The sequence below is a fragment of the Vibrio sp. R15-SG3-ISO1B genome (genome assembly GCF_059833835.1).
Genome location: NZ_JCBDGG010000029.1, coordinates 279,609 through 300,928, shown reverse-complemented (window position 1 = coordinate 300,928; position 21,320 = coordinate 279,609). Strand labels below are relative to the sequence as shown.

Genomic DNA, 21,320 nt, shown 5'->3' with positions numbered 1-21,320 from the left:
TGAATGCCAGCGAGAGCGTGTTACGCGTCAATCAAAGCGAGGTGCTTAGCGTGAAACTCGAGATGATCATCAATAAAGCTCGAGATGAAGAAGTAGCTGTGGTCATAGCCACTTTGCATGCGCAGTTCCAAATGGCTGTCATGGGCTTTTGCCGCGGCAAACAGCATCTCTGGTTTGAGTTGATCGTTTAAAAAGTTGTCCGCATCACCTTGGTCGACAAGGATAGGCAAAGGTGATGGCCCAGATTTCAATAGCTCACACGCATCGTATGGCTTCCATGTTTCGACATCTGAACCGAGATACGCCTGAAACGCTTTTTGTCCCCAAGGGACATGAATCGGATGACAAATCGGACTAAAAGCGGAAATCGACTGGTACAGGTGCGGATTTTTCAGGCCAATCGTCAACGCTCCGTGTCCGCCCATGCTGTGGCCAGAGATGGAGCGCAGCGAGGAGATGGGAAAGTGCGATTCAATCAGGGTCGGTAACTCTTCGGTGATGTAGCTGTACATCTGATAGTGCTTTTTCCACGGTGGCTGTGTGGCGTTGAGGTAGAATCCGGCGCCTTTCCCTAGGTCGTACTCTGGGTCATCGGCGACCTCGTCACCTCTTGGGCTGGTATCGGGTGCGATGATTGCTAGGCCAAGTTCGGCCGCTTTTTTGAACGCACCAGCTTTTTGCATGAAGTTTTCGTCAGTACAGGTGAGGCCAGAGAGCCAATACAAAGCGGGGACAGGCGAGGTGGCACTGGCATTGGGCGGCAAAAACAGCGCAAAACGCATGGTGCAGTTTAGCACCTCAGAGTCATGGCTATATTGCTTGTGCCAGCCTTGTGCCACTTTGGCTTGCGATAGGTTAGTTAAGGTCATCGTATGCTCCTAACGTTGGCTGCCGCCACAGTGTGACGGCAGACGAATGATGAGTGTGCGGGCGGGTTATTTATCCATGTGGATGACAGAGCGAATGCTCTTACCTTCATGCATCAGATCAAACGCGTGGTTGACCTCATCAAGGCCCATGGTGTGCGTGATGAACTCTTGCAAGCCAAATTCACCCGCTAGGTAGCGCTCAACAATGTCGGGAAGCTCAGAGCGGCCTTTAACGCCACCAAAGGCACTGCCGCGCCATACACGACCTGTCACCAATTGGAATGGACGGGTTGAGATCTCTTGGCCTGCACCGGCCACACCAATGATCACTGACTCCCCCCAACCTTTGTGGCAACACTCGAGTGCAGAGCGCATCACATTGACGTTACCAATGCACTCAAAAGAGAAGTCGACACCGCCATCCGTCATTTCGACGATCACTTCCTGAATGGGGCGATCAAAGGATTGTGGATTGATGACATCCGTCGCACCCAGTTGCTTGGCCAAATCAAATTTGCTCTCGTTGATGTCGATACCAATGATACGACCCGCGCCCGCCATGCGTGCACCGATGATTGCCGAAAGACCAATACCACCGAGGCCAAAAATCGCGACGGTATCGCCTTTTTGTACTTTCGCCGTATTTAAAACCGCGCCCATACCTGTGGTGACGCCACAGCCGAGCAAGCACACCTCTTCAAGCGGCGCTTCTTTGTTGACTTTCGCCAGTGAAATCTCTGGAAGCACAGTGTATTCAGAGAAGGTTGAGCAGCCCATGTAGTGGAAAATAGGCTGGCCATCTTTGTAAAAGCGCGTGGTGCCATCAGGCATCAAACCTTTGCCTTGTGTTTCACGTACAGCTTGGCACAAGTTGGTTTTACCCGAGGTACAGAACTTACACTCACCACATTCTGCGGTGTAGAGTGGAATGACGTGATCGCCGACGGAAACACTCGTTACGCCTTCGCCAACCATTTCGACAATGCCGCCGCCTTCATGACCGAGAATCGCGGGGAATACCCCCTCTGGATCGTCACCTGAGAGCGTGTAAGCATCGGTGTGGCATACGCCCGTCGCCACGATACGCACCAACACTTCGCCTTTTTTCGGCAGTTGGACATCTACTTCTTCCATTTTCAGTGGCTCGCCAGCCGCCCAAGCCACAGCGGCTTTAGACTTAATGAATTCCTGACCGGGTTTAATATCAAGTGCCATCGGGTATTCCTCTTTTTTAGCAGTGGGCAGACGCTCTAAGCCTAGCAACAATAGCGAAAGCTGCAGCGTCCTATTTCATTACTACCTTATACTGTTTCGCTTTTGTTGATAATGAGGTGGATTTGCAAATGATTTTTACGTATATGTAATAATTGGCGAGTTTAAATGAGGAGAGAGTCATGGCGAATTGGGAAGGGGTGAACGAGTTTGTCGCAGTGGGTCATCATCAATCGTTTACTGTCGCGGCCAAAAAATTGAATACCTCTGTGGCGCAAGTCAGCCGTAAGGTCGCTGCGCTTGAAGAGCGGCTAGCGGTTAAACTGCTTAACCGCACTACGCGTAAAGTCTCGCTCACCGAAGCGGGGCAATTGTACTTTCAACGCTGCAAACATCTGGTCGAAGGGCTTGAATTGGCAGAGCTCTCTGTAACACAAATGCAATCGAGCCCCAAAGGTATGGTGAAAATCACTGCGCCAGTGGCTTATGGTGAGTCGCATGTCGCGCCGATCCTCAATGAATTTTTGGAGCACTATCCGCAAGTGGATCTGGACTTAAATCTCACCAATCAAACGTTGGATTTGATTGAATCAGGTGTTGATATCGCCGTGCGCCTTGGCCGCTTACAAGACTCCAGTTTGATTGCCAAGCGGCTGTCATCTCGGCAAATTCACGTCTGTGCTTCACCGGCTTATTTGGCGCGCTATGGCGAGCCGCATACCTTGTCTGAACTGGTGAATCACAGTTGCTTGGTTGGGTCACTGGATCATTGGCGGTTTGTCGAAGGGGCGCGAGAGCGAGCGATTAAAGTCTCGGGTCGCGTACGCTGTAACTCTGGTTTTGCGCTGCGCAGCGCGGCAAAGCGCGGCCTTGGTTTGATTCAACTGCCCGACTACTACGTCAAACAGGATTTAGAATCGGGCCAATTGGTCGAAGTGCTCACCGATTACCGCGTTGACCGAGAAGGCATTTGGGCGCTGTATCCCCACAATCGAAATTTGTCGCCCAAGGTTCGCCTTGTGATTGATTTTCTGGCAGAGAGGCTCGCACAGCGCGAGCCGGTTAGTGAGTAACTAGGCGAGGCTATCGGCGTCTTGCTTTTTAATTTGCTTGTGGCCATCTTCTGAGACACCTTGCTTCCAATAACTGCTGATGTAGATGAAGTCGCGGTCCACCTCTTTCTCATTTCTAAAATACTGTCGCAGTTGGCGCATCGAATCAAACTCGCAGGCACACCAAATGGACGCTTGACCTGCTAACCAAGGTTGCGCTTTGACATGCTCTGCCAAAGGCTTGCCTTCGGTGACCCAAAGTACATTAAAGTGACTGGGTATCGTTAAGGCTTGTTTATCTTGCTCGGATTGAACCTGAATCACCGCATAACCGCGTGCGTCTTCAGGCAGTTGTTTGATTTTGGCGGACAGAGCAGGGAGCGCAGTCATATCGGCGACCATAAAAAACCAGTCGGCATCTGTGTTAATGGGCGCAATGGTGCCAGGGCCGGCAATTGAGATGGTATCGCCCACCTGAGCGGACATCGCCCAACGCGCCGCAAAGCCGCAACTTAAGTCGCGAGTTTCGTGACGAACAAAATCCACTTCAAGAGTGCGTGCGGCCGCATCAAAGTGACGAATGGTGTAGGTACGCATGATGGGGCGCTGACCTTCTTGTTGTGAAGTGAGATCGGTGCCACCTTCTGCGTTAAACAGTAGTTTAATGTAACCGCCATCGCAGTCATGGGGAAAGTCACTTAAGGCGTCGCCGTGCAATACGATGCGCTGCATATTGGGCGTGATGGTCTCTGTTGATACAACAGTAAGCAGTTTTGGTGAAGGCTTCTTCATAATGAGGACTCTTACAATCAGGTTGAGCGCGACAGTAGTTGTCGATAATTATTCTTTTTCGCATTTAAGATTAACAGCTCAACCTCGTTAATGTCAGTCTCTTTAACTAAATTTACATTCGAAAGATGTAAATTAGCCAAAAGCACATCCGCACCAACAGCGTTGAGATGAATCACAGCATCGGTAGGGTAGATGCGATCAACAGCAGTGCCATCGTGATGTTAAACACGCGCACGCGCGTGGTGCTGGTTAACCAGCGTTGCATCTCTTTGCCTGCCAATACCCAGAAGGAGCAAGAGGGGAAATTCACGAGCATAAATGCGCTGGAGATCACCAACAGTTCCCACACACCTCCTCCATTACTATAGAGGGTGACCGCCGTCAGTGCCATTGACCAACCTTTGGGATTGACCCACTGAAACCCGGCGGCATTGAGAAAAGTCAGCGGTTTATACGCCTCTTGACTGGAGACTTGTCCGCTCAATGCAATTTTTACCGCGAGGTAACCAAGGTAGAGTAAGCTGAGCCACTTTAATCCTTGATGAAGCGCTGGATAGGTGATGAAAACTTGCGTCAACCCGAGCCCAACTAGTAGCACCATAAACGCAAAGCCGAACACCACGCCTGCGATATGCGGCAGCGTTCTTAGATAGCCGACGTTGGCGCCACTGGTCATTAACATGACGTTGTTGGGCCCCGGGGTAAAGGTAGAAACGAACGCGAACAGAGTCAGCGCAATCACTTGATCCAGTAACATGATGCAATCCTTAATCGAGAAATGAATCCTTATCGTATGTTGTCGTGCGAGCAATTGTGTGTTTTTATTTGTGTAAATTCGCCACCAAAAGACATGAATCATTAAGATGGATAAATACGACGACAGAATATTGCGCGAGTTAAAAAATGACGGAAGAATATCCAATGTAGAGCTATCTGAGCGGATTGGGCTTTCGGCCTCAGCAACCTTGCGACGTGTGCAAGAGTTGGAAAAAAGAGGGGTGATCAAAGGGTATCGCGCGGTGCTCGATAATGGGCAGTTGGGTGTTGGCTTTGTCGCCTACGTGTCGATTGGGCTAGCCAGTCATCGCAAGCAAGCCCAGTTGGAATTTGAAGATCATGTCAGGTTTGTTGATGAAGTGGTGGAGTGCCACAACATCACAGGATCGAACGAATATCTGCTTAGAGTCGAGACGAAAGATCTGCCCAGTTACAAAAAATTTCACGCGGATGTACTGGGTGAGTGCCGACAAGTCAACTCCATATCCACCATGGTGGTGATGGACTCTCCTAAAGATGAACGATAGCGGATATTTTTTAATCTAAGCCTGCGTTTTTCTATTCAATATAAATTAATTGGCTGATTTTAAATAAGGTTTTGTCATCATTATTACATAGAACTGCCACCAAAGTGTCATCGACGAGCCATGAAACCTTCATAGAGTCTGACTAACTTAGTCGCCATTGAATTGGTTTGAGCAATGAAGCTCTTTGATTAAAAAAGGTAAGTAAGATGAATAAAGCAGTTCTAGCATCAGCAGTGTTGGCGGTTCTCACTTCAGGTTCCGCATTGGCGGCGACTGTTTATAAGTCAGAAGGAACAGAGTTGAAGGTTGGTGGCCGTGCGGAAGCCCGTTTCAACATCTCCGATGAGAATGAATCGGCATCAGACAGTTCTTTCAAAGATAAATCGCGTGCACGTTTCAACTTTCAAGGAAAAACTGAATTATCCGAAGAGCTTTACGGTTTCGGTAAATATGAAGCACAAGTAGAACCAGGCGATAGTGAAACTATCGACAATCGTTATATCTTTGCAGGTATTGGTACAAAGTTCGGTGAGTTTTCTTACGGAAAGCAGGACTCTGCTCAGGTTCAAATCACAGATTTTACCGATCTAATGAATACTTTCGATGAAGCTGCCGCAGATCTAATCGGTGCTAACAAAGATAAACGAGAAAACAACTTTGTTTACGCAGGGAACTTCGACGCTTTGACTATCAAAGCGAACTACATCGCATCTGATCAAAAAGATAACGATAGTTTCGGCATTTCTGCGGTATACAGCTTAGATTTTGGTCTTGATTTGGGCCTTGGTTACACTTCTCAAGATCAAGGTAGTCTTTCTGAAGATCAATATAACATTGGTGCGAGTTACTCAGTGGATTCTCTGACGTTAGCTGCTATTTACGGTGATGGAACCAAAGTTGTAAGTAACGTAGAAGTTGACGCTTCAATGTACGAACTCGGCGCTAAGTATAAATTGGGTAAAACGTCTTTAATTGCAGTTTACAACTACCAAGAAGTGGCTAATGAAGATTCTGTGGATCACTTTGCGCTAGAAGTTGAGCACAAGTTCAACGGCAATTTACGTACTTACGCTGGTTACCGTTTCGAACAAATCGATAACAAAGACGACCAACTACAAGCCGGTATTCGTTACGATTTCTAATCACAAAACAACGTCAGTTTTGTCTACCCATTTGGTCAAGCTCCGTGCTTGGCCATTTTTTTGCCTGAAATTTGAGCAAGAAATGCCGTCTGTTTTGAATATCCGTGGCTCAGGGTGTGAGTGGAAAAGGTGAAATAACCCAGATGAGTGCGCTGGAAATGAGCGAGCGATAAAAGCAAACGTTTGGCTAGGTGTTGTTAACCAACTGACTAATAATGAAAAATTAAGAATAGATCTGAAGGGTAGGGAATTTAGGTATGCAACTTAACCGAACTGTATCACAAAAAATCTAACAATATCAGTCTTGCAGGAAACAAATCACAACCTATAATGCTGAAAACCGGAGCGTCTGCCAACGCTCCGGTTTTTTTGTGTCCGAAACTCAGTCACGCTTCTGCCAAAGCGTACCGAAAACGCACCGACACTCCGATTTGAAGAGAAAGGAATGGTAATCCATGCGTATCGAACAAGAACTTAAGTTAGGCTTTAAAGATGTCCTGTTTCGCCCGAAACGTTCTACCCTAAAAAGTCGTTCTCAAGTAAATTTAACCCGCGATTTTACATTCAAGCATAGTGGCCGTCAATGGTCTGGCGTGCCTGTGATCGCTGCCAATATGGACTCTGTCGGCAGCTTTGAAATGGCAACCGCACTTGCTGAGCACGGCGTGATGACGGCAATGCACAAGCACTACTCTGTTGAGCAGTGGGCTGAGTTTGTCGCCAATGCCACACCAGAAACGCTCAATAAAGTGTTTGTTTCAACGGGTACTTCACAGCGTGATTTCGAAAAGACGCAGCAAATTCTCGCCCTCAGCGATGACTTGGAATTTATCTGTATTGACATCGCAAATGGCTACTCTGAGCATTTGGTGGAGTTTGTCCAGCAAGTGCGCCAAGCATTCCCAACGAAGACCATCTCTGCGGGTAACGTCGTTACAGGCGACATGTGTGAAGAGTTGATTCTAGCCGGTGCCGACATCGTCAAAGTGGGTATTGGCCCGGGTTCGGTGTGTACTACTCGCGTGAAAACGGGGGTGGGTTACCCGCAGCTTTCCGCCATCATCGAATGTGCGGATGCAGCGCACGGCCTTGGCGGCATGATCATCGGTGACGGTGGCTGTTCTTGCGCCGGTGACGTAGCCAAAGCGTTCGGTGGTGGTGCCGATTTTGTCATGCTCGGCGGCATGCTCGCGGGTCATGAAGAATCAGGCGGTGAGCTGGTAGAAAAAGACGGCAAAACCTTCATGAAGTTCTACGGCATGTCTTCTCAGTCAGCCATGGACAAGCACTCAGGCGGCGTTGCACAGTACCGCGCAGCGGAAGGAAAAACCGTACTTCTACCATTCCGCGGCAGTGTTCACGGCACCATTTCTGACATCCTTGGTGGTGTGCGCTCAACGTGTACCTATGTAGGCGCAGCAAAGCTTAAAGAGTTAACGAAACGCACGACGTTTATTCGTGTACAAGAACAAGAAAACAACGTATTCGGGAAAGAGTGATTTAAGCACTTTGAAATAGATTGTAAAAACAACCCTATATTGATTTTACGAAAGCATACGTTGAGATAGAAACAACCATACCTTCAAACGTTTTATAAAGTGTACAACACTTAACGATGTTTGCCACAGGTATGGTTTTTTATTCTGAGCAATGCATTATTAGACATTTCTCAGAATATCCATTTCCCAGTTTATCGGCCGCACATTACCACAAGTATCATTTTCGAAGACCCATCTTTCCGGCTTGAGTTTTTATCTAGGGTACGCTGCCATTCTCGACGCGCATTTTGTTCGCCTTCTGGCTATTGCCAGTTAAAAGCGTAAGATAAGACATTTCAACGTTATCTCTCCTGCTAAAAAGTTTGAAACCGATGTTCAAATCAAAAAACACGACTTTGTTGATGATTAGCGTGCTGCTGCTTTCTATCAATTTACGCGCACCGTTCACCAGCTTAGCTCCGCTCATTTCGCAAATTATGGACTCGTTACAGATTTCAGCGGTCAGTATGGGTGTGATTACGTCAACGCCGTTGATCATGTTTGCGTTGGCGTCTCCTTGGTGTCCCAAGCTTGGCAGCAAACTGGGTTTAGAGAAGTCGATTTGTTTTGCGTTAGTTTTGATCGCGGTTGGTGTAGTATCTCGCTCTTTTGGGCACTTTTACTGGTTGTTCATTGGAACAACGCTTATCGGCCTTGGCATTGCAATCGGCAATGTGTTGGCTCCGGCAATCATCAAGGCGTCATTTCCCGGCCGAATTGCGACAGTGACTGCACTGTATGGTATATCGATGGGTATTGGCTCGACACTGAGCGCTTCGGTCATGGTGCCTGTCACCAACGTTATTGATGACATCTCTATCGGTTGGCGAGTCGCATTGGCGGGAAATTTGATTTTTCCTGTGCTCGCTTTGGCTTTTTGGTTGCCAAGGTTAGCGGAAAGCAAAACTCGCAGCACTGCGAGTAGCAAAGATTACTACCCATTAAACAAGCTTATGCGCCAGCCTATTGCTTGGTACTTCACGTTTGCGCTTGGTTTGAACTCTTTTATTTTTTACACGTTTGCAGGCTGGCTGCCAAAAATTCTCGCGGCTTTGGGTTACAGCGAGTTAGAAGCGGGGTATGTGTATGGCTTTTTGCAGTTTTCGACTATGTTTCCGGGGTTGCTGCTCATTCCTATCATGGCTAGAAGCAAAAGTATTGCGCCTTTATTTGTCGGTGCTGCGCTTTTAAACGGGGTAGGTGTGACTGGCCTAATGCTGTTTCCTCAGTGGGCTATCTTCTGGGTTGGCGTGTTTGGTTTGGGCAACTGTTCTACCTTTATTCTCGCTTTGTCGATTTTGGGGCAGATATCCGGGACCTCAGCACAAGCGGCGACGTTGTCAGGTATGGCCCAATCAATAGGTTATGCGCTTGCGGCTGTTGGCCCCGCTATTGTTGGCATGATTTACTCTCAGACTCAAACCTGGTCATTGCCACTCACCATTATCGCTTTTGCGGCCTTTTTATGTGCGCTATTTGCTCTTCTAACGACCCGCAAAGGATGTTTGGTTGTGGATTAGGCCAAGCGTTTATTTAACGGCTGAAACCGCTTGTAGATGTCTCTGAAGATCGCAATCAATAATACGATGGCGCTTAACCAAACGAGTCTCTCTGGGATAAGCTGACTGCTGCTGTCGAGTTGCGTTTGGATGTCGATGGCGAGCGTATCCACTAACGCGTTCGTCATATATCCAAACACCATTGCCACGCCCACAACACCGATCAGGTAGCTCACAAGAACGCGCTTGCCTAGCTGGTGATAAACCACACCCAATGTCGCCATGTTGGTGGCAGGGCCTGCAAGTAAAAAGACAAGCACGGCGCCAGGGGAGACACCCGCAAGCATAAAGCCTGCTGCGAGAGGCGTTGAGGCTGACGCGCAGATATACATAGGGACGCCAATCAGAGCCATAACCAGCATCGCCCAAGGGCCGCGGCTAAGTTCACCTAGAGATTCAGGAGGAATAAAAGTCACGACTAACGCGGACATTGTTAGCCCTATAATTAACCAGATAGAGAGATCGGAAATCAAGTCGGTAAAGGCAAATCGCTGACCTTGCCAAAACCGTGTTGTCCATGAGGTAGGGCTGCTCTCCACTGGCTTACTGCTACAGCAGCTTGATGAGCAATGGTTGTTACTTGGCTGAGAGGGTGTCGCGGGTTGCGTTTCTTTGTCTGTTACTAGCACGAGTATCGCTGCGACTAATGCAGAACTCATTGCGGCAATAGGGCGGATAATGGCCATAAATGGCCCAAGTAACGCGTATGAGATGGAGATGGAGTCAACGCCCGTTTCTGGTGTCGAGATCAAAAAAGCGACCGTCGAGCTTTTGGAGGCGCCAGCGCGTCGAAGGCCCAAAGCCGCAGGGATCACGCCGCATGAGCACAGAGGCAATGGCGCGCCTAATACTGTCGCTTTTACCGCAGGCCACAAGCCAGAACCTCTGAATAGCAGCCCCAATTTGTCTGTGTTCATCAAGCTTTTTAGGATGCCCGCGACGATGAGGCCGACAATAATCCAAAAGGCGGAGTCGAGCCATAAATCAAGCAACGTCATGAAAAAGGTATCAATTCGGCTCATGCTATCTCTCCTCGGGCTTTGTATGCGCAAGTGCTGTGAGTATGGTGCAGTGTGTTGCCGCATGGGCGCCGCCACAACAACGCTGATTGATCACTTGCAGCGCATCGTGCATGTGTTGCAGGCGCTGTATTTTTTGTTCAATATCGTCCAGCTTAGCTTCCGTAATACCCTTTACCTCTTGGCAGGTATGTTGCTCAGGCTTGATATGGATGGAGAGCAGCTCTTGGATGTCTTCTAGTGTGAACCCCAACTCTTTTGCGTGCAGAATAAACGAGAGCTTGGCGACGCAGTCACTATCGTATTGACGATAGCCGTTGGCGGCACGTTGTGGCTTTAGTAGCCCTTGCTGCTCATAAAATCGTATTGCTTCAATGGTGATGTTCAGTTGTTTGGCCAACTGACCGCGGGTTAACCGTTCCATGTTGATAAGCCATGTTGAAGAAATCATGGCGTGATTATAAACCCTGTAGTTGGCTACAGGGTCAAGAGGTTTATTCTAGGATGAGAAAAAGGCGAGAAGAGGCCACCAGCGCTACCACTGGCAGCGACTCGTTATGCTTTGAGGCTAGAGATACTAACCAAGACGTCTTCAAGTTGTTGCCAAGGTAATAACTGGCTGTCGATGACTTCTAGGCGGCTTTCAAATCCCTCCAAACTGACTTGATTGACGGAAACCACGCCATTGCTGACGTTAAACGCGAAGCTGCCATTGTTGGTATTCAACACGCCTTTGACGCGCTCAGCGGTAAGATCAGACAGCACTGAAAAGAGGTCATCAAAATTAAAGGTGACTTCAGCACCGAAAATCCAGCCGCAGCTGTAGTAACCTTGGCCTTGGTTTTCTTTGCGAGTCATCACTTGATCGGGGGCAAGGGCGAATTGAGGCTCTTGCTCGGCATGTTCATGGTGATGAGCGTCCATTGGCGCGCTCGACGGCGCTTTATTGCGGCGCTGGCTATCGAGTAACTCAATAGGGAAGCGACCTTGTTTCACCAACTGACTGTAGATTTTTGGTGGTGTCTGAACCGTGACCCAATCGTTGAAGGCATCCACATCACTGACCTGACATTGATCAACCTTGTTGCCAATAATGATGTCGGAAATGGCCAGTTGATCAATAAAGTTCTGGTTACTGGTGTATTTATCCTTAGAGAGATTGCGCGGATCGACCAGCCCGATGGTCGCTTTCAAATCGATGTAATCAGCAAACTGCGCAGAGGTGAGGGTAGCCAGTACTTTGTGCGCGTGCCCCAGGCCCGTAGGCTCAACGATTAGCCTATCTGGTTGGGTACGCAACAGTGCCGTGACCGCCACCGACATTGGCACGCCAGCGGCACAGCACATGCAGCCGCCGGGGACTTCTTTGATGAGTGCGCCTTGGTCTGTGAGTAGTGCGCCATCAATCCCTATCTCGCCAAATTCATTGACCAATACCGCCCAATGCTCGTTTGCCGGTTTCTCTTTGAGCAGATTCAAAATGGCGGTGGTTTTTCCTGTACCCAAAAACCCGGTAATAATATTCGTGGGGACTCTCATCGATACTCTCCTAAACGCCTTAGCGTTTGTTTTTCAGGTAACGCTTACGACGCTCTTCTTTCTTCTTCGCTTTTTCTTCCGCTTTGCGGGCCGCTTCGATTTCGACTTCGATCAACTCTTGAGTGATCATCTCTGGGCGCTCCAGAGTCAATTGACCCAGTGTTCCGCCGCGCAGCTCATGCAAAAGGATTTCTGAGCATTTGTGCAGATCCACGCGCCCACCTGTGCGCAATGCGCCGCGGCGTCGACCGATCTCTTCCATCAGCTCAATATCGGTTTCTGGTAACTCTTCAATTTGGTAACGCTCTTTTAAGCGCTCTGGGTACGCTTTGGCTAAGTACTCAACGGTGTAGAATGCGACTTCATCGTATTCCATTGCCGTGTCTTTCACAGCGCCCGTTGCGGCGAGTCGGAACCCACTGTGCGGGTTTTCAACTTTTGGCCACAAAATTCCCGGCGTGTCAGACAGTACGATGCCATTTTGCAAGTTGATGCGTTGTTGGCGTCGAGTGACGGCAGGCTGGTTGCCGGTTTGCGCAATAACACGACCAGCCAGTGTGTTAATGATGGTCGATTTACCGACGTTGGGAATGCCCATGATCATGGTACGAACGTTTTTGCCGATCTCTTCACGATGCGGCGCCAGCTTACGACAAAGCTCGAGGATTCTATGTACTTCTTGGGGATTTTGTGTGGTGATGGCCATCGCCTTCACGTTGTGCTCTTTCTCAAAGTGCTCGATCCACAATTGAGTGAGCTCAGGATCGGCAAGATCGCGCTTGTTGAGCACTTTAACCACAGGTTTCTCTCCGCGTAGTTGAGAGATCATCGGGTTCTCGCTGCTAAACGGGATACGAGCATCGAGCACCTCAATAATGACATCCACTTGCGGAATGGCTTCTTCGATCTCCTTGCGCGCTTTGTGCATGTGGCCAGGAAACCATTGAATTGTGTTGTTAACCATTTGAATACCTTGTAATTACTCTTTTGTGCTTGAGCCAGATGAGAAATGAGTCATCCCATTCATCTCAGGTTTGGCACTGATACCGCGGGCTGACGATGTGTCTGCTTGCTCAATACACCTTTATCTATTGGCGCGATGTTACCATTTTATTCTACTCAGCGTTATGGCTAGCGTGCTTTTTACTGAATCGGGATGTGGAGATGTAATAAAAAGTCGCGGCCTATTTACCGCGACTTTTAGAGCATGAGTGCTTACCTGGGGAAGGTCAACACGTTGGCGGAGGTAGGGGAGCTCTGAAGTGTTTAACTATCGAGTATCGCGAGTGTGCGCGCGTTAGCTGAGCGATCAAAATGGACTTGAATTTTTGTGCCCAAGCGTTCGAAGATCACTTGGTCAAAGTCGGTGTTGATAATCTTGAAACCGTTCATGGCAAATAGACTTGTCACTTGGGTACGCTGTTTGAGTTCCAGTGCTGAAGCGAAGAGTTTTTCCATAGGTAAGCCCTCATTATGTCGTTATTTTAGTCATCCTAGCGCGTGCGAATCAGCGACTCAAATGACGAAAAAATAGCAATTTGACATAGTTTGCTGTCTATTTATTGAACAATGATGACAATGAATATTACTGAAGGCTTTTAGATGAATTTCATATACATTGACGCGGTTTTTGTGAACTCGGTGCAAGTTGTTTAATAGTGTATGGATTCATTTTTGTCGTGAATGACAAGCTTGGTTACAACTTTTTTGTTCGATAGGTCTATTTATTATCTTACCGCTAAGGTGGTGAGCTTTTTAGGCCAACGGCAGTGCGCTAAGGCAGCGGCGACATAAGCAAAGATTACGAGAAGTATCGTCATTGAGCGTCGATTTGTCTCGTTCTTCGAGCGAAAAGCACCAACATGTTGATTTTCCGAGGCTAATGTCACACTGAGTAGGGCTAGCACACTGAGAACACGTGTGTGTACTCTGTTGCCCGCTGATTGAGTCCATGATGTGATCACGTTGTTCATCAGAGTGCTGAGACCACTGAACGATTTCGTCCATAGTACGGTGACAACCGCTACAGATTCCGCCATTGTTTTTACATGCTGCAATGCAGGGTGTTTTCATAAATCGCTAGGTGTTAGAAGATAGGTGCGCAGAGGATAACACGTTCGAATCGCGCGTAAAAATGACTTGTTTTTGATAATGGTTCTCATTAATATTTAAGCCAAATCATAATAAAGAGTCACCTATGTTGTCTTTGTTTGCTGCTCTACTTTTCTCACTCGCGCTCGGGTTAAAACTGCACTTACCGCAATGGTTTATTATCGGCTATTTGGTGGTTATCGCTTTAGTTGAGCAATGGGCACCGGGCAGCGCCTTGTTGGTACTGATTGGCCTGTTTGTATGCTCACCCGTACTCATTCATCAAAAAGGTCGTTGGATCCCTTTATGGGTCTATGGGCTGTGCGTGGTCATTCCCGCCGCGTTTATCAAACTTTCTGTCTAACGCTTGTCCACTAAGGTGCATTAAGGTTGCTTGGCGTTCGCTGCCTTCGGTTTGACAGTATAGGGTTTGACAGTAAAAGCGACCGACTGATCATTTTTTAAAAAGACGTTGCTGGCGATAATACTGCCAAGCGAGATACAGCCGAGGGCGAGCAAGCTCACCGCGTTGGCACTTTCTTGCAAGAAAAACCAAGCTAAGAGCGTCGCGATAGCAGGTGTCGTCGCTGCAAACGCCGCGCTGCGCTCGGCGCCCAGATGAGCAATGGCATAAAGGTAGGTAAAGGCTGCAATAATGCCCGCTCCAACGCCTTGCAGTAAAAGATGGCGGAGTAATTCATCGTACGGCCACAGGGTGACGTCGACACTGGCTAAGGTGCTTGGCGCGGTCCCAGTCCCTATCAAGAGTGCTAACGTAAAGCTTGAAAGCAAGGATACCCATCCGGCGACGGCTAAGGCATTGAGCGCGGCGACTCTGGCGCAAATCGTAAACACACTCCACATGAAACTCGCCACAAGCAAGACAAGGTAACCATTAAGCTGATGGTGGCCCGCACTGGCCCCATAATGCAGAAATATCGCGATGCCAACCACAATCAGGCATAAACCTATCACTCTATGGTGGCTCAGTGATTGACGGTAAACCAACACCGCAAGCGCCGTGACAAAAAGCGGTAAGGTGCCGGGGATGAGTGCGCTGCCATCGGAAACCGGTGCAAGCTGCATTCCATTACCCGCGACCCATAGATAGGGAAGGCCGCAACCGATCAACAAGCCTAGTTTCAGCCTCCAAGGCGTATCTCGAATTGCCGCTCTGTGTTGGATGACAAACGGCAACAGAACAATTGCGGGCAGCATAAAACGCAGCAGCGCAATATCAGCCAGAGTCAATGTAGATTGAGCGCCCATACGTAGCGAAAGAAAAAAGCCTGACCACATCAGGAGGGTTGCCAGCATGGCAAGATAGCCTGTGAACATAATGCTTTAACATTTAATTATCATTTGCTAAGTATGAATCGTATGATGGGGTTAAAGATGGCAAAGTGAGTAGAAATCTACTTAATATGTGCCAAATTTTGCTAATGATAGAAGGTTATTTGATTGATATGGGCAACGTAGTATGGATCGAATTGATAAACACATTCTCTCGCTATTGCAGCGAGATTCGCGTCAATCTGCGGCGCAAATAGCGGAGAAAGTCGGACTGTCACCGTCACCTTGTGCGAGGCGAATTAAACGCTTAGAGGAGAGTGGGGTGATCAGCGGCTATCATGCAAAGTTAGACACGAGGCATATTGGGGTTGGAATGACAGTATTTGTCGAAGTGAGCTTGAATAACCATCAGGCGAGTTCTATTACCAGTTTCGAACAAGACGTGATTGAGATGGAAGAGGTGGTGAGCTGTCATGTGGTGTCGGGGGCGTACGATTATCTACTTGAGGTCGCGGCGCGCGATTTGAGTGGCTATGAAGCATTTACACGCAAGTTACAGACTCTCAATCATGTGAAAGACATTCACACCCATTTATCGATTCGCCAAGTGAAAGCATCGAGTGAGTGGCCAATCTACCGTTAGCCACTCACCTTGATCATGTGCGTAACGCGGCGAATTATTCTGGCTTGATGATGCTACCCAGCTCTAGCACTGGTGCCGCTTCGATGTCTTCGGCATTCATCATGGCGGAAATGCGTTGTACTGACGAGAGCAGCAACGACTGTTCCCACTCCTCCAGCTTTTGAAACTTATTGATGAAGCTTTGTTGCAGTGGCATTGGCGCTTCGCTGAGCACTTGGCGGCCTTTGTCAGTTAAGTGAGCGTGTACCTTGCGTTTGTCTTGCACGCTGCGCACGCGCTTAACCAGCTCATTGCGCTCGAGGCGGTCAAGGATGGTGGTGGCCGTCGCCTGACTCATGTTGGTGTGGTTAGATAGCTCACGAATGGTCACTTCACCGAGTTCTCGAATAGAGCGCATGAGTATTAATTGTGGCCCGGTTAGGCCTGACTCTTTACTCAGTTTCTTCGAGTGCAAATCAATAGCGCGCATGATTTGGCGGAGTGAAACCAAGACTTCTTCGTGCTTATCCAACTTGATACCTCTATTAACGTCGCGATGGAGCGGGGAAAATACCTTAATTAGTGAATCATTTGAAGTGTAAAGATCAACGTTCTTTCAGGCGTTTGACTGACCACCCATCGTGTAAATTATCATTAAGAAGAAGTGTAGTGATGAATTTAGTAGAGTTCAAATGTTTAGAATTCAAACAAAACCATTTCAGCGTTGAGTAAGGGTTTTGTTTAAAAATTGAACTTCTGCTAACCTTTTTGGGTGAAAAGTGAACGTTTAACCGAGGTTTAATGGAACATTTTATATGGGTGAGTACAATATGTGCGTTCGCGACGAGCTTGAACTTCGTTAGGAATGCGTCGTAAAGCGCAAGATATTAGTTTTACGACTAATGATTTTTATGTCAACAAGCTCGAACACACGCACTAATCATCTAAGAGAGGAACGATGACTAAGGGTATAGATAAGTACAGTATCGATAGCACCGACTACACCGTCGGGCAAGATAATGTGCAAAAATGGGGGTTTGATGTTCACAACCCTGTTTTTGGGATCAGCGCGGGTTTGATCGCGTTGTTCTTGGTAGCGACGCTAGTGCTTGATGCGGAGTCGGCTAAATCTGCGTTAGATGGCCTAAAATGGCAAATCATTGGCAGCTTTGATTGGCTGTTCATTTGGTCGGGCAACATTTTCGTGATCTTCTGCCTGGCGTTGATTGTCTCACCGCTTGGAAAAATCCGACTGGGCGGTCAACAAGCGACGGCGGACTATTCGTTCATCTCCTGGCTCTCTATGCTGTTTGCTGCTGGTATGGGTATCGGACTGATGTTCTGGAGTGTGGCAGAGCCCGTTGCGTATTTCACCGGATGGTATGAAACGCCACTAGGTGTGGAAGCCAACACAGAAGCCGCCGCCAAACTGGCTATGGGCGCAACCATGTTCCACTGGGGTCTGCACCCATGGGCTATCTATGGCGTGGTGGCACTGTCACTTGCGTTCTTTGCGTACAACAAAGGCTTACCGCTCTCAATTCGCTCAATTTTTTATCCACTTCTGGGCGATCGCGCTTGGGGCTGGGCAGGTCACGTGGTGGACATCCTCGCGGTTTTGGCTACCTTGTTTGGTTTGGCAACGTCTCTTGGTCTTGGCGCGCAACAAGCGGCCAGTGGTATTCACCATGTCTTCGGTATTGATGCCGGCCTAGGGCTACAGATTGTCGTGATTACTATTGTGACATTACTGGCGGTGGTATCGGTTGTTCGTGGTATCGACGGTGGCGTAAAAGTGATCAGTAACATCAACATGTTGGTAGCGTTCGTGCTGCTGATTTTGGTGGCTCTGATTGGTTATGCGGTTACGTTTGGCAACATCGGCACAACGCTGATGGCGTACGTTGAAAACATCATCCCGTTAAGTAACCCGCATGGTCGTGAAGACGTTGCTTGGTTCCAAGGTTGGACTGTTTTCTACTGGGCTTGGTGGATTTCATGGTCGCCATTTGTTGGTATGTTCATTGCGCGCGTTTCTAAAGGTCGTACCGTGCGCGAGTTTATGACCGCAGTATTGCTTGTCCCTACCGCCGTTACCTTGCTTTGGATGTCGGTCTTCGGTGGCATTGCGATTGATCAAGTGGTCAACAACATTGGTGAGCTAGGTGCCAACGGCTTGACGGATGTGTCGCTGGCGATGTTCCAGATGTTTGATGTGCTGCCAATGGGCACGATGCTCTCTGTGATTGCTGTGGTACTGGTCTTGGTGTTCTTTATCACCTCATCGGATTCAGGCTCACTGGTTATCGACAGCATTACCGCTGGTGGTAAAGTGGATGCGCCTGTCCTGCAACGTGTATTCTGGGCGTTCATGGAAGGGGCGATTGCGGTTGCGCTACTCTGGATTGGTGGTACGGAAGCGATTCAAGCGCTCCAAGCGGGTGCGATTTCAACCGCGCTGCCGTTCACGATTGTCCTGCTGTTGATGTGTGTCAGCTTGATACTCGGTATGCGTACTGAGAAATACAACCAGTAACTTATTCCATCAATAAGTGAAAATAAAACGGGAGACTCGAATGTCTCCCGTTTTTTATGCCTCGCTAAAATCGAAATCCACGACTTAAAGCCAATTAAATCCACAGTTTGCCAATGGGCGTTGAAGGTGCAAAGCGATAGGCGATTTGCGCTTGAAGAAGCTCAGCAGTTGCGATCGCATCGGTCAGGGCATGATGTGGCGTGTATTGTGGCAGACCGTAACGTGTGCGACTGGCCGCTAAACGGACCGATTGTGGTTTTTTGCCTTTAATCCGATTGATGATGCCCTGGGTCTGTTTCTTCTGCCATTCGATTTCAAGTTGCATGGTATCGACCACTGGAAACTCAATGCCTTCATTGATGCGAGTGCGCAGCGCTTGATCGAAAAACTCACGTTCGATTTTTTGATAGTGAACCACGGTGATCTTACCCGCCATTTGCTCTAATACTTGATCAAACACAGCAGACAAATCCGGAGCGTCCAGCACATCTGAGTGGGTAATGCCATGAATGACCACCGACTCTTCCGCTAACTGCTGACGGGGGCGAACGGTCCAGTGCTTGGCCTGATTCATGTAGATTCGATTAGAATCAAAGGGCACAGTCCCTATGGTGATGATGTCATCTTGATTGGCATCAAGGCCGGTGGTTTCAAAATCCATCGCAAGAAACTTCACCTCTCTAATTGGGGTGTCGAGCGCAGGCACACCCGCTTGGTAGTAGCGCAGCAGTCGCTCATCTTGAGTCAGTGCGAGCTTTTGTTGGAACTTGTTCGGCCAGTCTATGCTGCCAGCGAATTTGAGTCGATTTAGCATAGTGTCGCCTACTTAAAGTTGTTGCTCGCTTGATAGCGGAACTTGAGGAAGTTCTGCGCATTACTCAATATCTGAAACGCATCTTTGAGGTTGCGTCGTTCAAAATCAGACAAGTGCTCAGGCTCGATGTTGTTGTCTGGTTCAATCTCATTTTCCACATCATAGGCTTGGTGGCGGATACGTACCATAGAGATAAATTCCAACGCGTCACGCAAATCTCGCGCTTTGCCTTTTGGCAAAATACCCGCTTCTTGAATGTCATCAAGACGTTCGAATGAATTTCTTGAGCGAGAGCCAACGGCCAGTGCATGCACACGGATAAGGTCAGCGAGTGGCGCGGTGCCACGACGTTTTAAGTTGATCGAGTTTTTGTGCTGACCGTCTTTTTCCATCACAAAATCTTTAAAAAAGCCAAGTGGTGGGGTGCGGTTCATGGCATTGCGCGCCAAACACGCGAGAAAACGGTTGTTCTTACGGGCGCGGCGGACGATAAAACCATTGAGTTGCTCAGCGAACTTGAGCCTGCCATACACGCCATCTAAGTCAAAGAAAATAGAGGCATTGAGCAGCGCCTTAGGGTTTGGATCGTCAATCCAATCGGCAAAACACTCTTCCCATTCGGTGCGTGTCATTCGCCAGTCGGGGTTTGTCGCCATAATGTCGCCGGTGCAGTATTGGTAGCCGCAGCGATCAAGCCCATCACAGACGCGTTTGGCGAGCTGTGCAAAATAGTCATCGTGCAGATTTTTATCGAAACTGTTATCGAGAATAATGGCGTTGTCTTGGTCGGTAACTAATAGCTGCTCATCCCGCCCCATCGATCCCAGTGCGACAAAGCAGTAGGGAATGGGCGCTTCGCCGAGCTCTTCTTCCGCCAACTCGATGATACGCTGCTTAAAGCTGCGACCAATCACCGACATCGCGCTGCCGACCATGTGCGAGTTGGCGTCTTCGTTCACCAGACGGACGAAACTGTCCTTCACTTGTTGGGACAACACCGCCAATTCATCAATGCTTTGTTGCTGGAAGATGGTGCTCACAAGTAGCAGAGAGTTTTGCGACTCGTAGCGAACGATATCGGTAGCCTCAATGATGCCTATCGGTTTTTTGTCTTTTAGCACAGGTAAATGGTGCACGTTGTAGCGCAGCATGGTGAGCATGGCTTCATAAACGTAGGCGTTGTGATCAAGGGAGATGAGTTCGGTGGTCATCACGTCCGCCACTTGGTCTGCGGGGTTAAGACCCTGCGCGAGCACCCGTGTGCACAAATCGCGGTCGGTAATGATCCCGACTAATGGGTTGGTGTCTTCTTCATCGCTCTCGACGATATCAGCATCATAAATCAACAATGAAGAGACATTCTCATCGGCCATCTTGATTGCCGCATTTTGAATCGACTCGGTTTTGTAGATGTACGGTGCTTCACCGGTCAGCAAGGTGCGCACTTTGGATGTGGTGAGATCGTTTTGCTCGGTTGAGGTGGAAATCGCATGGCGCAGACGCGCACTGTCTTGCACTTCAACAAAATCGGCAAAGGATTCGTAGTTGTCGTAGAGGTGCTGGAACACCGCTTCTGGAATGCAATAGAGTAGGGTGTCGGTGATCGCTTTCGCCGGGAAGCGGACTTTGTTGTTGGTTAGTAGCCCCATTTGGCCAAATAAGGCGCCCTCATCGATTCGGTTATAGAGCTCCCCTTTGCGGCGGTAGACTTCAATGACGCCACTGCGAATCATATACAGATCGTGAATCTCATCGCCAAAGTGGATGACGGGTGTATCTTCACGAAAATAGGAGATTTCTATGCTTTTCGTGACGGTGTTGAGCACCTCATCTTCGAGTTCATCGAAAGGCGGGTGTTGGGCGAGGAAGTTTTTGATTTCGAGTAGTTCGGCTTCCATGACGGGATCCACTGTTGGCTGACTGAATGTCAATGGTACA

At 48.6% G+C, this 21,320-nt stretch carries 22 protein-coding genes; 8 read left to right on the top strand and 14 right to left on the bottom strand.

Annotation, left to right across the window (positions count from 1 at the left end):
* Window positions 1–20: 20 nt before the first annotated feature.
* Both fghA and AC6R0S_RS08335 read right to left on the bottom strand, forming a co-directional pair.
* The gene (gene fghA, locus AC6R0S_RS08340) at window positions 21–869 is read right to left on the bottom strand and encodes an S-formylglutathione hydrolase (RefSeq protein ID WP_334551735.1); all 849 of its coding nucleotides are present in this window, start codon (window positions 867–869) and stop codon (window positions 21–23) included.
* A gap of 66 nt (window positions 870–935) precedes the next feature.
* Window positions 936–2,084 (bottom strand): S-(hydroxymethyl)glutathione dehydrogenase/class III alcohol dehydrogenase, encoded by a 1,149-nt coding sequence (locus AC6R0S_RS08335; RefSeq protein WP_500625378.1) that lies wholly within the window; start codon window positions 2,082–2,084, stop codon window positions 936–938.
* 179 nt (window positions 2,085–2,263) lie between these two features.
* Here AC6R0S_RS08335 and AC6R0S_RS08330 point away from each other — a divergent pair, with 179 nt between their 5' ends.
* Window positions 2,264–3,154: a LysR family transcriptional regulator gene (locus AC6R0S_RS08330; protein ID WP_500628360.1), complete on the top strand. Its 891-nt coding sequence runs from the start codon at window positions 2,264–2,266 to the stop codon at window positions 3,152–3,154.
* Here AC6R0S_RS08330 and AC6R0S_RS08325 read toward each other — a convergent pair whose 3' ends face one another.
* Both AC6R0S_RS08325 and AC6R0S_RS08320 read right to left on the bottom strand, forming a co-directional pair.
* The gene (locus tag AC6R0S_RS08325; RefSeq protein ID WP_500637679.1) at window positions 3,155–3,925 is read right to left on the bottom strand and encodes a siderophore-interacting protein; all 771 of its coding nucleotides are present in this window, start codon (window positions 3,923–3,925) and stop codon (window positions 3,155–3,157) included.
* A 172-nt stretch (window positions 3,926–4,097) separates the two neighbouring features.
* A complete protein-coding gene (locus AC6R0S_RS08320; RefSeq protein WP_500633557.1) occupies window positions 4,098–4,682 on the bottom strand; it encodes a LysE family translocator in 585 nt (194 codons plus the stop codon).
* A gap of 106 nt (window positions 4,683–4,788) precedes the next feature.
* On the opposite strand from AC6R0S_RS08320, the gene AC6R0S_RS08315 reads away from it, so the two are divergent.
* The 4 genes from AC6R0S_RS08315 to AC6R0S_RS08300 all read left to right on the top strand — a co-directional run bounded on the left by AC6R0S_RS08315 (window position 4,789) and on the right by AC6R0S_RS08300 (window position 9,429).
* Complete coding sequence (locus AC6R0S_RS08315) at window positions 4,789–5,229, top strand: Lrp/AsnC family transcriptional regulator (RefSeq protein ID WP_487903489.1); 441 nt, start codon at window positions 4,789–4,791, stop codon at window positions 5,227–5,229.
* Between the two features lie 206 nt (window positions 5,230–5,435).
* Window positions 5,436–6,371: a porin gene (locus AC6R0S_RS08310; RefSeq protein ID WP_500637678.1), complete on the top strand. Its 936-nt coding sequence runs from the start codon at window positions 5,436–5,438 to the stop codon at window positions 6,369–6,371.
* Between the two features lie 455 nt (window positions 6,372–6,826).
* Window positions 6,827–7,870 carry a GMP reductase gene (locus AC6R0S_RS08305; RefSeq protein WP_334551741.1) on the top strand — a complete coding sequence of 348 codons (1,044 nt, stop codon included), beginning with the start codon at window positions 6,827–6,829 and terminating at the stop codon, window positions 7,868–7,870.
* Window positions 7,871–8,241: 371 nt separating this feature from the next.
* A complete protein-coding gene (locus AC6R0S_RS08300; protein ID WP_500637677.1) occupies window positions 8,242–9,429 on the top strand; it encodes an MFS transporter in 1,188 nt (395 codons plus the stop codon).
* Here AC6R0S_RS08300 and AC6R0S_RS08295 read toward each other — a convergent pair.
* The 6 genes from AC6R0S_RS08295 to AC6R0S_RS08270 form a co-directional block, all read right to left on the bottom strand.
* Window positions 9,426–10,490, bottom strand: coding sequence for an SO_0444 family Cu/Zn efflux transporter (locus AC6R0S_RS08295; RefSeq protein ID WP_500637676.1), 1,065 nt, complete (start codon window positions 10,488–10,490; stop codon window positions 9,426–9,428). The genes AC6R0S_RS08300 and AC6R0S_RS08295 overlap by 4 nt on opposite strands.
* A gap of 1 nt (window position 10,491) precedes the next feature.
* Window positions 10,492–10,911, bottom strand: a complete 420-nt coding sequence (gene zntR / locus AC6R0S_RS08290; protein WP_500637675.1) for a Zn(2+)-responsive transcriptional regulator — start codon at window positions 10,909–10,911, stop codon at window positions 10,492–10,494.
* Window positions 10,912–11,042: 131 nt separating this feature from the next.
* Complete coding sequence (locus AC6R0S_RS08285; protein ID WP_500637674.1) at window positions 11,043–12,026, bottom strand: CobW family GTP-binding protein; 984 nt, start codon at window positions 12,024–12,026, stop codon at window positions 11,043–11,045.
* 19 nt (window positions 12,027–12,045) lie between these two features.
* Window positions 12,046–12,990: a ribosome biogenesis GTPase YlqF gene (gene ylqF, locus AC6R0S_RS08280; RefSeq protein WP_500637673.1), complete on the bottom strand. Its 945-nt coding sequence runs from the start codon at window positions 12,988–12,990 to the stop codon at window positions 12,046–12,048.
* Window positions 12,991–13,292: 302 nt separating this feature from the next.
* Window positions 13,293–13,484 (bottom strand): hypothetical protein, encoded by a 192-nt coding sequence (locus tag AC6R0S_RS08275; protein ID WP_500637672.1) that lies wholly within the window; start codon window positions 13,482–13,484, stop codon window positions 13,293–13,295.
* Between the two features lie 297 nt (window positions 13,485–13,781).
* Window positions 13,782–14,099 carry a DUF1289 domain-containing protein gene (locus tag AC6R0S_RS08270; RefSeq protein ID WP_500637671.1) on the bottom strand — a complete coding sequence of 106 codons (318 nt, stop codon included), beginning with the start codon at window positions 14,097–14,099 and terminating at the stop codon, window positions 13,782–13,784.
* Between the two features lie 124 nt (window positions 14,100–14,223).
* Between AC6R0S_RS08270 and AC6R0S_RS08265 the strand changes: the two genes are divergently transcribed.
* Window positions 14,224–14,481 carry a hypothetical protein gene (locus AC6R0S_RS08265; RefSeq protein ID WP_500625241.1) on the top strand — a complete coding sequence of 86 codons (258 nt, stop codon included), beginning with the start codon at window positions 14,224–14,226 and terminating at the stop codon, window positions 14,479–14,481.
* A gap of 20 nt (window positions 14,482–14,501) precedes the next feature.
* Here AC6R0S_RS08265 and AC6R0S_RS08260 read toward each other — a convergent pair whose 3' ends face one another.
* Window positions 14,502–15,455, bottom strand: coding sequence for a DMT family transporter (locus AC6R0S_RS08260; RefSeq protein ID WP_500633565.1), 954 nt, complete (start codon window positions 15,453–15,455; stop codon window positions 14,502–14,504).
* A gap of 142 nt (window positions 15,456–15,597) precedes the next feature.
* Here AC6R0S_RS08260 and AC6R0S_RS08255 point away from each other — a divergent pair, with 142 nt between their 5' ends.
* Window positions 15,598–16,053, top strand: coding sequence for an Lrp/AsnC family transcriptional regulator (locus AC6R0S_RS08255; protein WP_500633566.1), 456 nt, complete (start codon window positions 15,598–15,600; stop codon window positions 16,051–16,053).
* Window positions 16,054–16,087: 34 nt separating this feature from the next.
* Here AC6R0S_RS08255 and AC6R0S_RS08250 read toward each other — a convergent pair whose 3' ends face one another.
* Window positions 16,088–16,564, bottom strand: coding sequence for a MarR family winged helix-turn-helix transcriptional regulator (locus AC6R0S_RS08250; protein WP_487903384.1), 477 nt, complete (start codon window positions 16,562–16,564; stop codon window positions 16,088–16,090).
* A 426-nt stretch (window positions 16,565–16,990) separates the two neighbouring features.
* Here AC6R0S_RS08250 and AC6R0S_RS08245 point away from each other — a divergent pair, with 426 nt between their 5' ends.
* Window positions 16,991–18,568 carry a BCCT family transporter gene (locus AC6R0S_RS08245; protein ID WP_500625245.1) on the top strand — a complete coding sequence of 526 codons (1,578 nt, stop codon included), beginning with the start codon at window positions 16,991–16,993 and terminating at the stop codon, window positions 18,566–18,568.
* Between the two features lie 94 nt (window positions 18,569–18,662).
* On the opposite strand, the gene AC6R0S_RS08240 is transcribed toward AC6R0S_RS08245, so the two are convergent.
* Both AC6R0S_RS08240 and AC6R0S_RS08235 read right to left on the bottom strand, forming a co-directional pair.
* A complete protein-coding gene (locus AC6R0S_RS08240; protein WP_500637670.1) occupies window positions 18,663–19,382 on the bottom strand; it encodes a 3'-5' exonuclease in 720 nt (239 codons plus the stop codon).
* A gap of 8 nt (window positions 19,383–19,390) precedes the next feature.
* Window positions 19,391–21,280 (bottom strand): putative nucleotidyltransferase substrate binding domain-containing protein, encoded by a 1,890-nt coding sequence (locus tag AC6R0S_RS08235; protein WP_500637669.1) that lies wholly within the window; start codon window positions 21,278–21,280, stop codon window positions 19,391–19,393.
* Between the last annotated feature and the right edge of the window lie 40 nt (window positions 21,281–21,320).

Bases quoted from the DNA above. Each gene is read 5' to 3' on its own strand.
- fghA (WP_334551735.1), bottom strand. From the start codon at position 869: ATGACCTTAACTAACCTATCGCAAGCCAAAGTGGCACAAGGCTGGCAC.
- AC6R0S_RS08335 (WP_500625378.1), bottom strand. From the start codon at position 2,084: ATGGCACTTGATATTAAACCCGGTCAGGAATTCATTAAGTCTAAAGCC.
- AC6R0S_RS08330 (WP_500628360.1), top strand. From the start codon at position 2,264: ATGGCGAATTGGGAAGGGGTGAACGAGTTTGTCGCAGTGGGTCATCAT.
- AC6R0S_RS08325 (WP_500637679.1), bottom strand. From the start codon at position 3,925: ATGAAGAAGCCTTCACCAAAACTGCTTACTGTTGTATCAACAGAGACC.
- AC6R0S_RS08320 (WP_500633557.1), bottom strand. From the start codon at position 4,682: ATGTTACTGGATCAAGTGATTGCGCTGACTCTGTTCGCGTTCGTTTCT.
- AC6R0S_RS08315 (WP_487903489.1), top strand. From the start codon at position 4,789: ATGGATAAATACGACGACAGAATATTGCGCGAGTTAAAAAATGACGGA.
- AC6R0S_RS08310 (WP_500637678.1), top strand. From the start codon at position 5,436: ATGAATAAAGCAGTTCTAGCATCAGCAGTGTTGGCGGTTCTCACTTCA.
- AC6R0S_RS08305 (WP_334551741.1), top strand. From the start codon at position 6,827: ATGCGTATCGAACAAGAACTTAAGTTAGGCTTTAAAGATGTCCTGTTT.
- AC6R0S_RS08300 (WP_500637677.1), top strand. From the start codon at position 8,242: ATGTTCAAATCAAAAAACACGACTTTGTTGATGATTAGCGTGCTGCTG.
- AC6R0S_RS08295 (WP_500637676.1), bottom strand. From the start codon at position 10,490: ATGAGCCGAATTGATACCTTTTTCATGACGTTGCTTGATTTATGGCTC.
- zntR (WP_500637675.1), bottom strand. From the start codon at position 10,911: ATGGAACGGTTAACCCGCGGTCAGTTGGCCAAACAACTGAACATCACC.
- AC6R0S_RS08285 (WP_500637674.1), bottom strand. From the start codon at position 12,026: ATGAGAGTCCCCACGAATATTATTACCGGGTTTTTGGGTACAGGAAAA.
- ylqF (WP_500637673.1), bottom strand. From the start codon at position 12,990: ATGGTTAACAACACAATTCAATGGTTTCCTGGCCACATGCACAAAGCG.
- AC6R0S_RS08275 (WP_500637672.1), bottom strand. From the start codon at position 13,484: ATGGAAAAACTCTTCGCTTCAGCACTGGAACTCAAACAGCGTACCCAA.
- AC6R0S_RS08270 (WP_500637671.1), bottom strand. From the start codon at position 14,099: ATGAAAACACCCTGCATTGCAGCATGTAAAAACAATGGCGGAATCTGT.
- AC6R0S_RS08265 (WP_500625241.1), top strand. From the start codon at position 14,224: ATGTTGTCTTTGTTTGCTGCTCTACTTTTCTCACTCGCGCTCGGGTTA.
- AC6R0S_RS08260 (WP_500633565.1), bottom strand. From the start codon at position 15,455: ATGTTCACAGGCTATCTTGCCATGCTGGCAACCCTCCTGATGTGGTCA.
- AC6R0S_RS08255 (WP_500633566.1), top strand. From the start codon at position 15,598: ATGGATCGAATTGATAAACACATTCTCTCGCTATTGCAGCGAGATTCG.
- AC6R0S_RS08245 (WP_500625245.1), top strand. From the start codon at position 16,991: ATGACTAAGGGTATAGATAAGTACAGTATCGATAGCACCGACTACACC.
- AC6R0S_RS08240 (WP_500637670.1), bottom strand. From the start codon at position 19,382: ATGCTAAATCGACTCAAATTCGCTGGCAGCATAGACTGGCCGAACAAG.
- AC6R0S_RS08235 (WP_500637669.1), bottom strand. From the start codon at position 21,280: ATGGAAGCCGAACTACTCGAAATCAAAAACTTCCTCGCCCAACACCCG.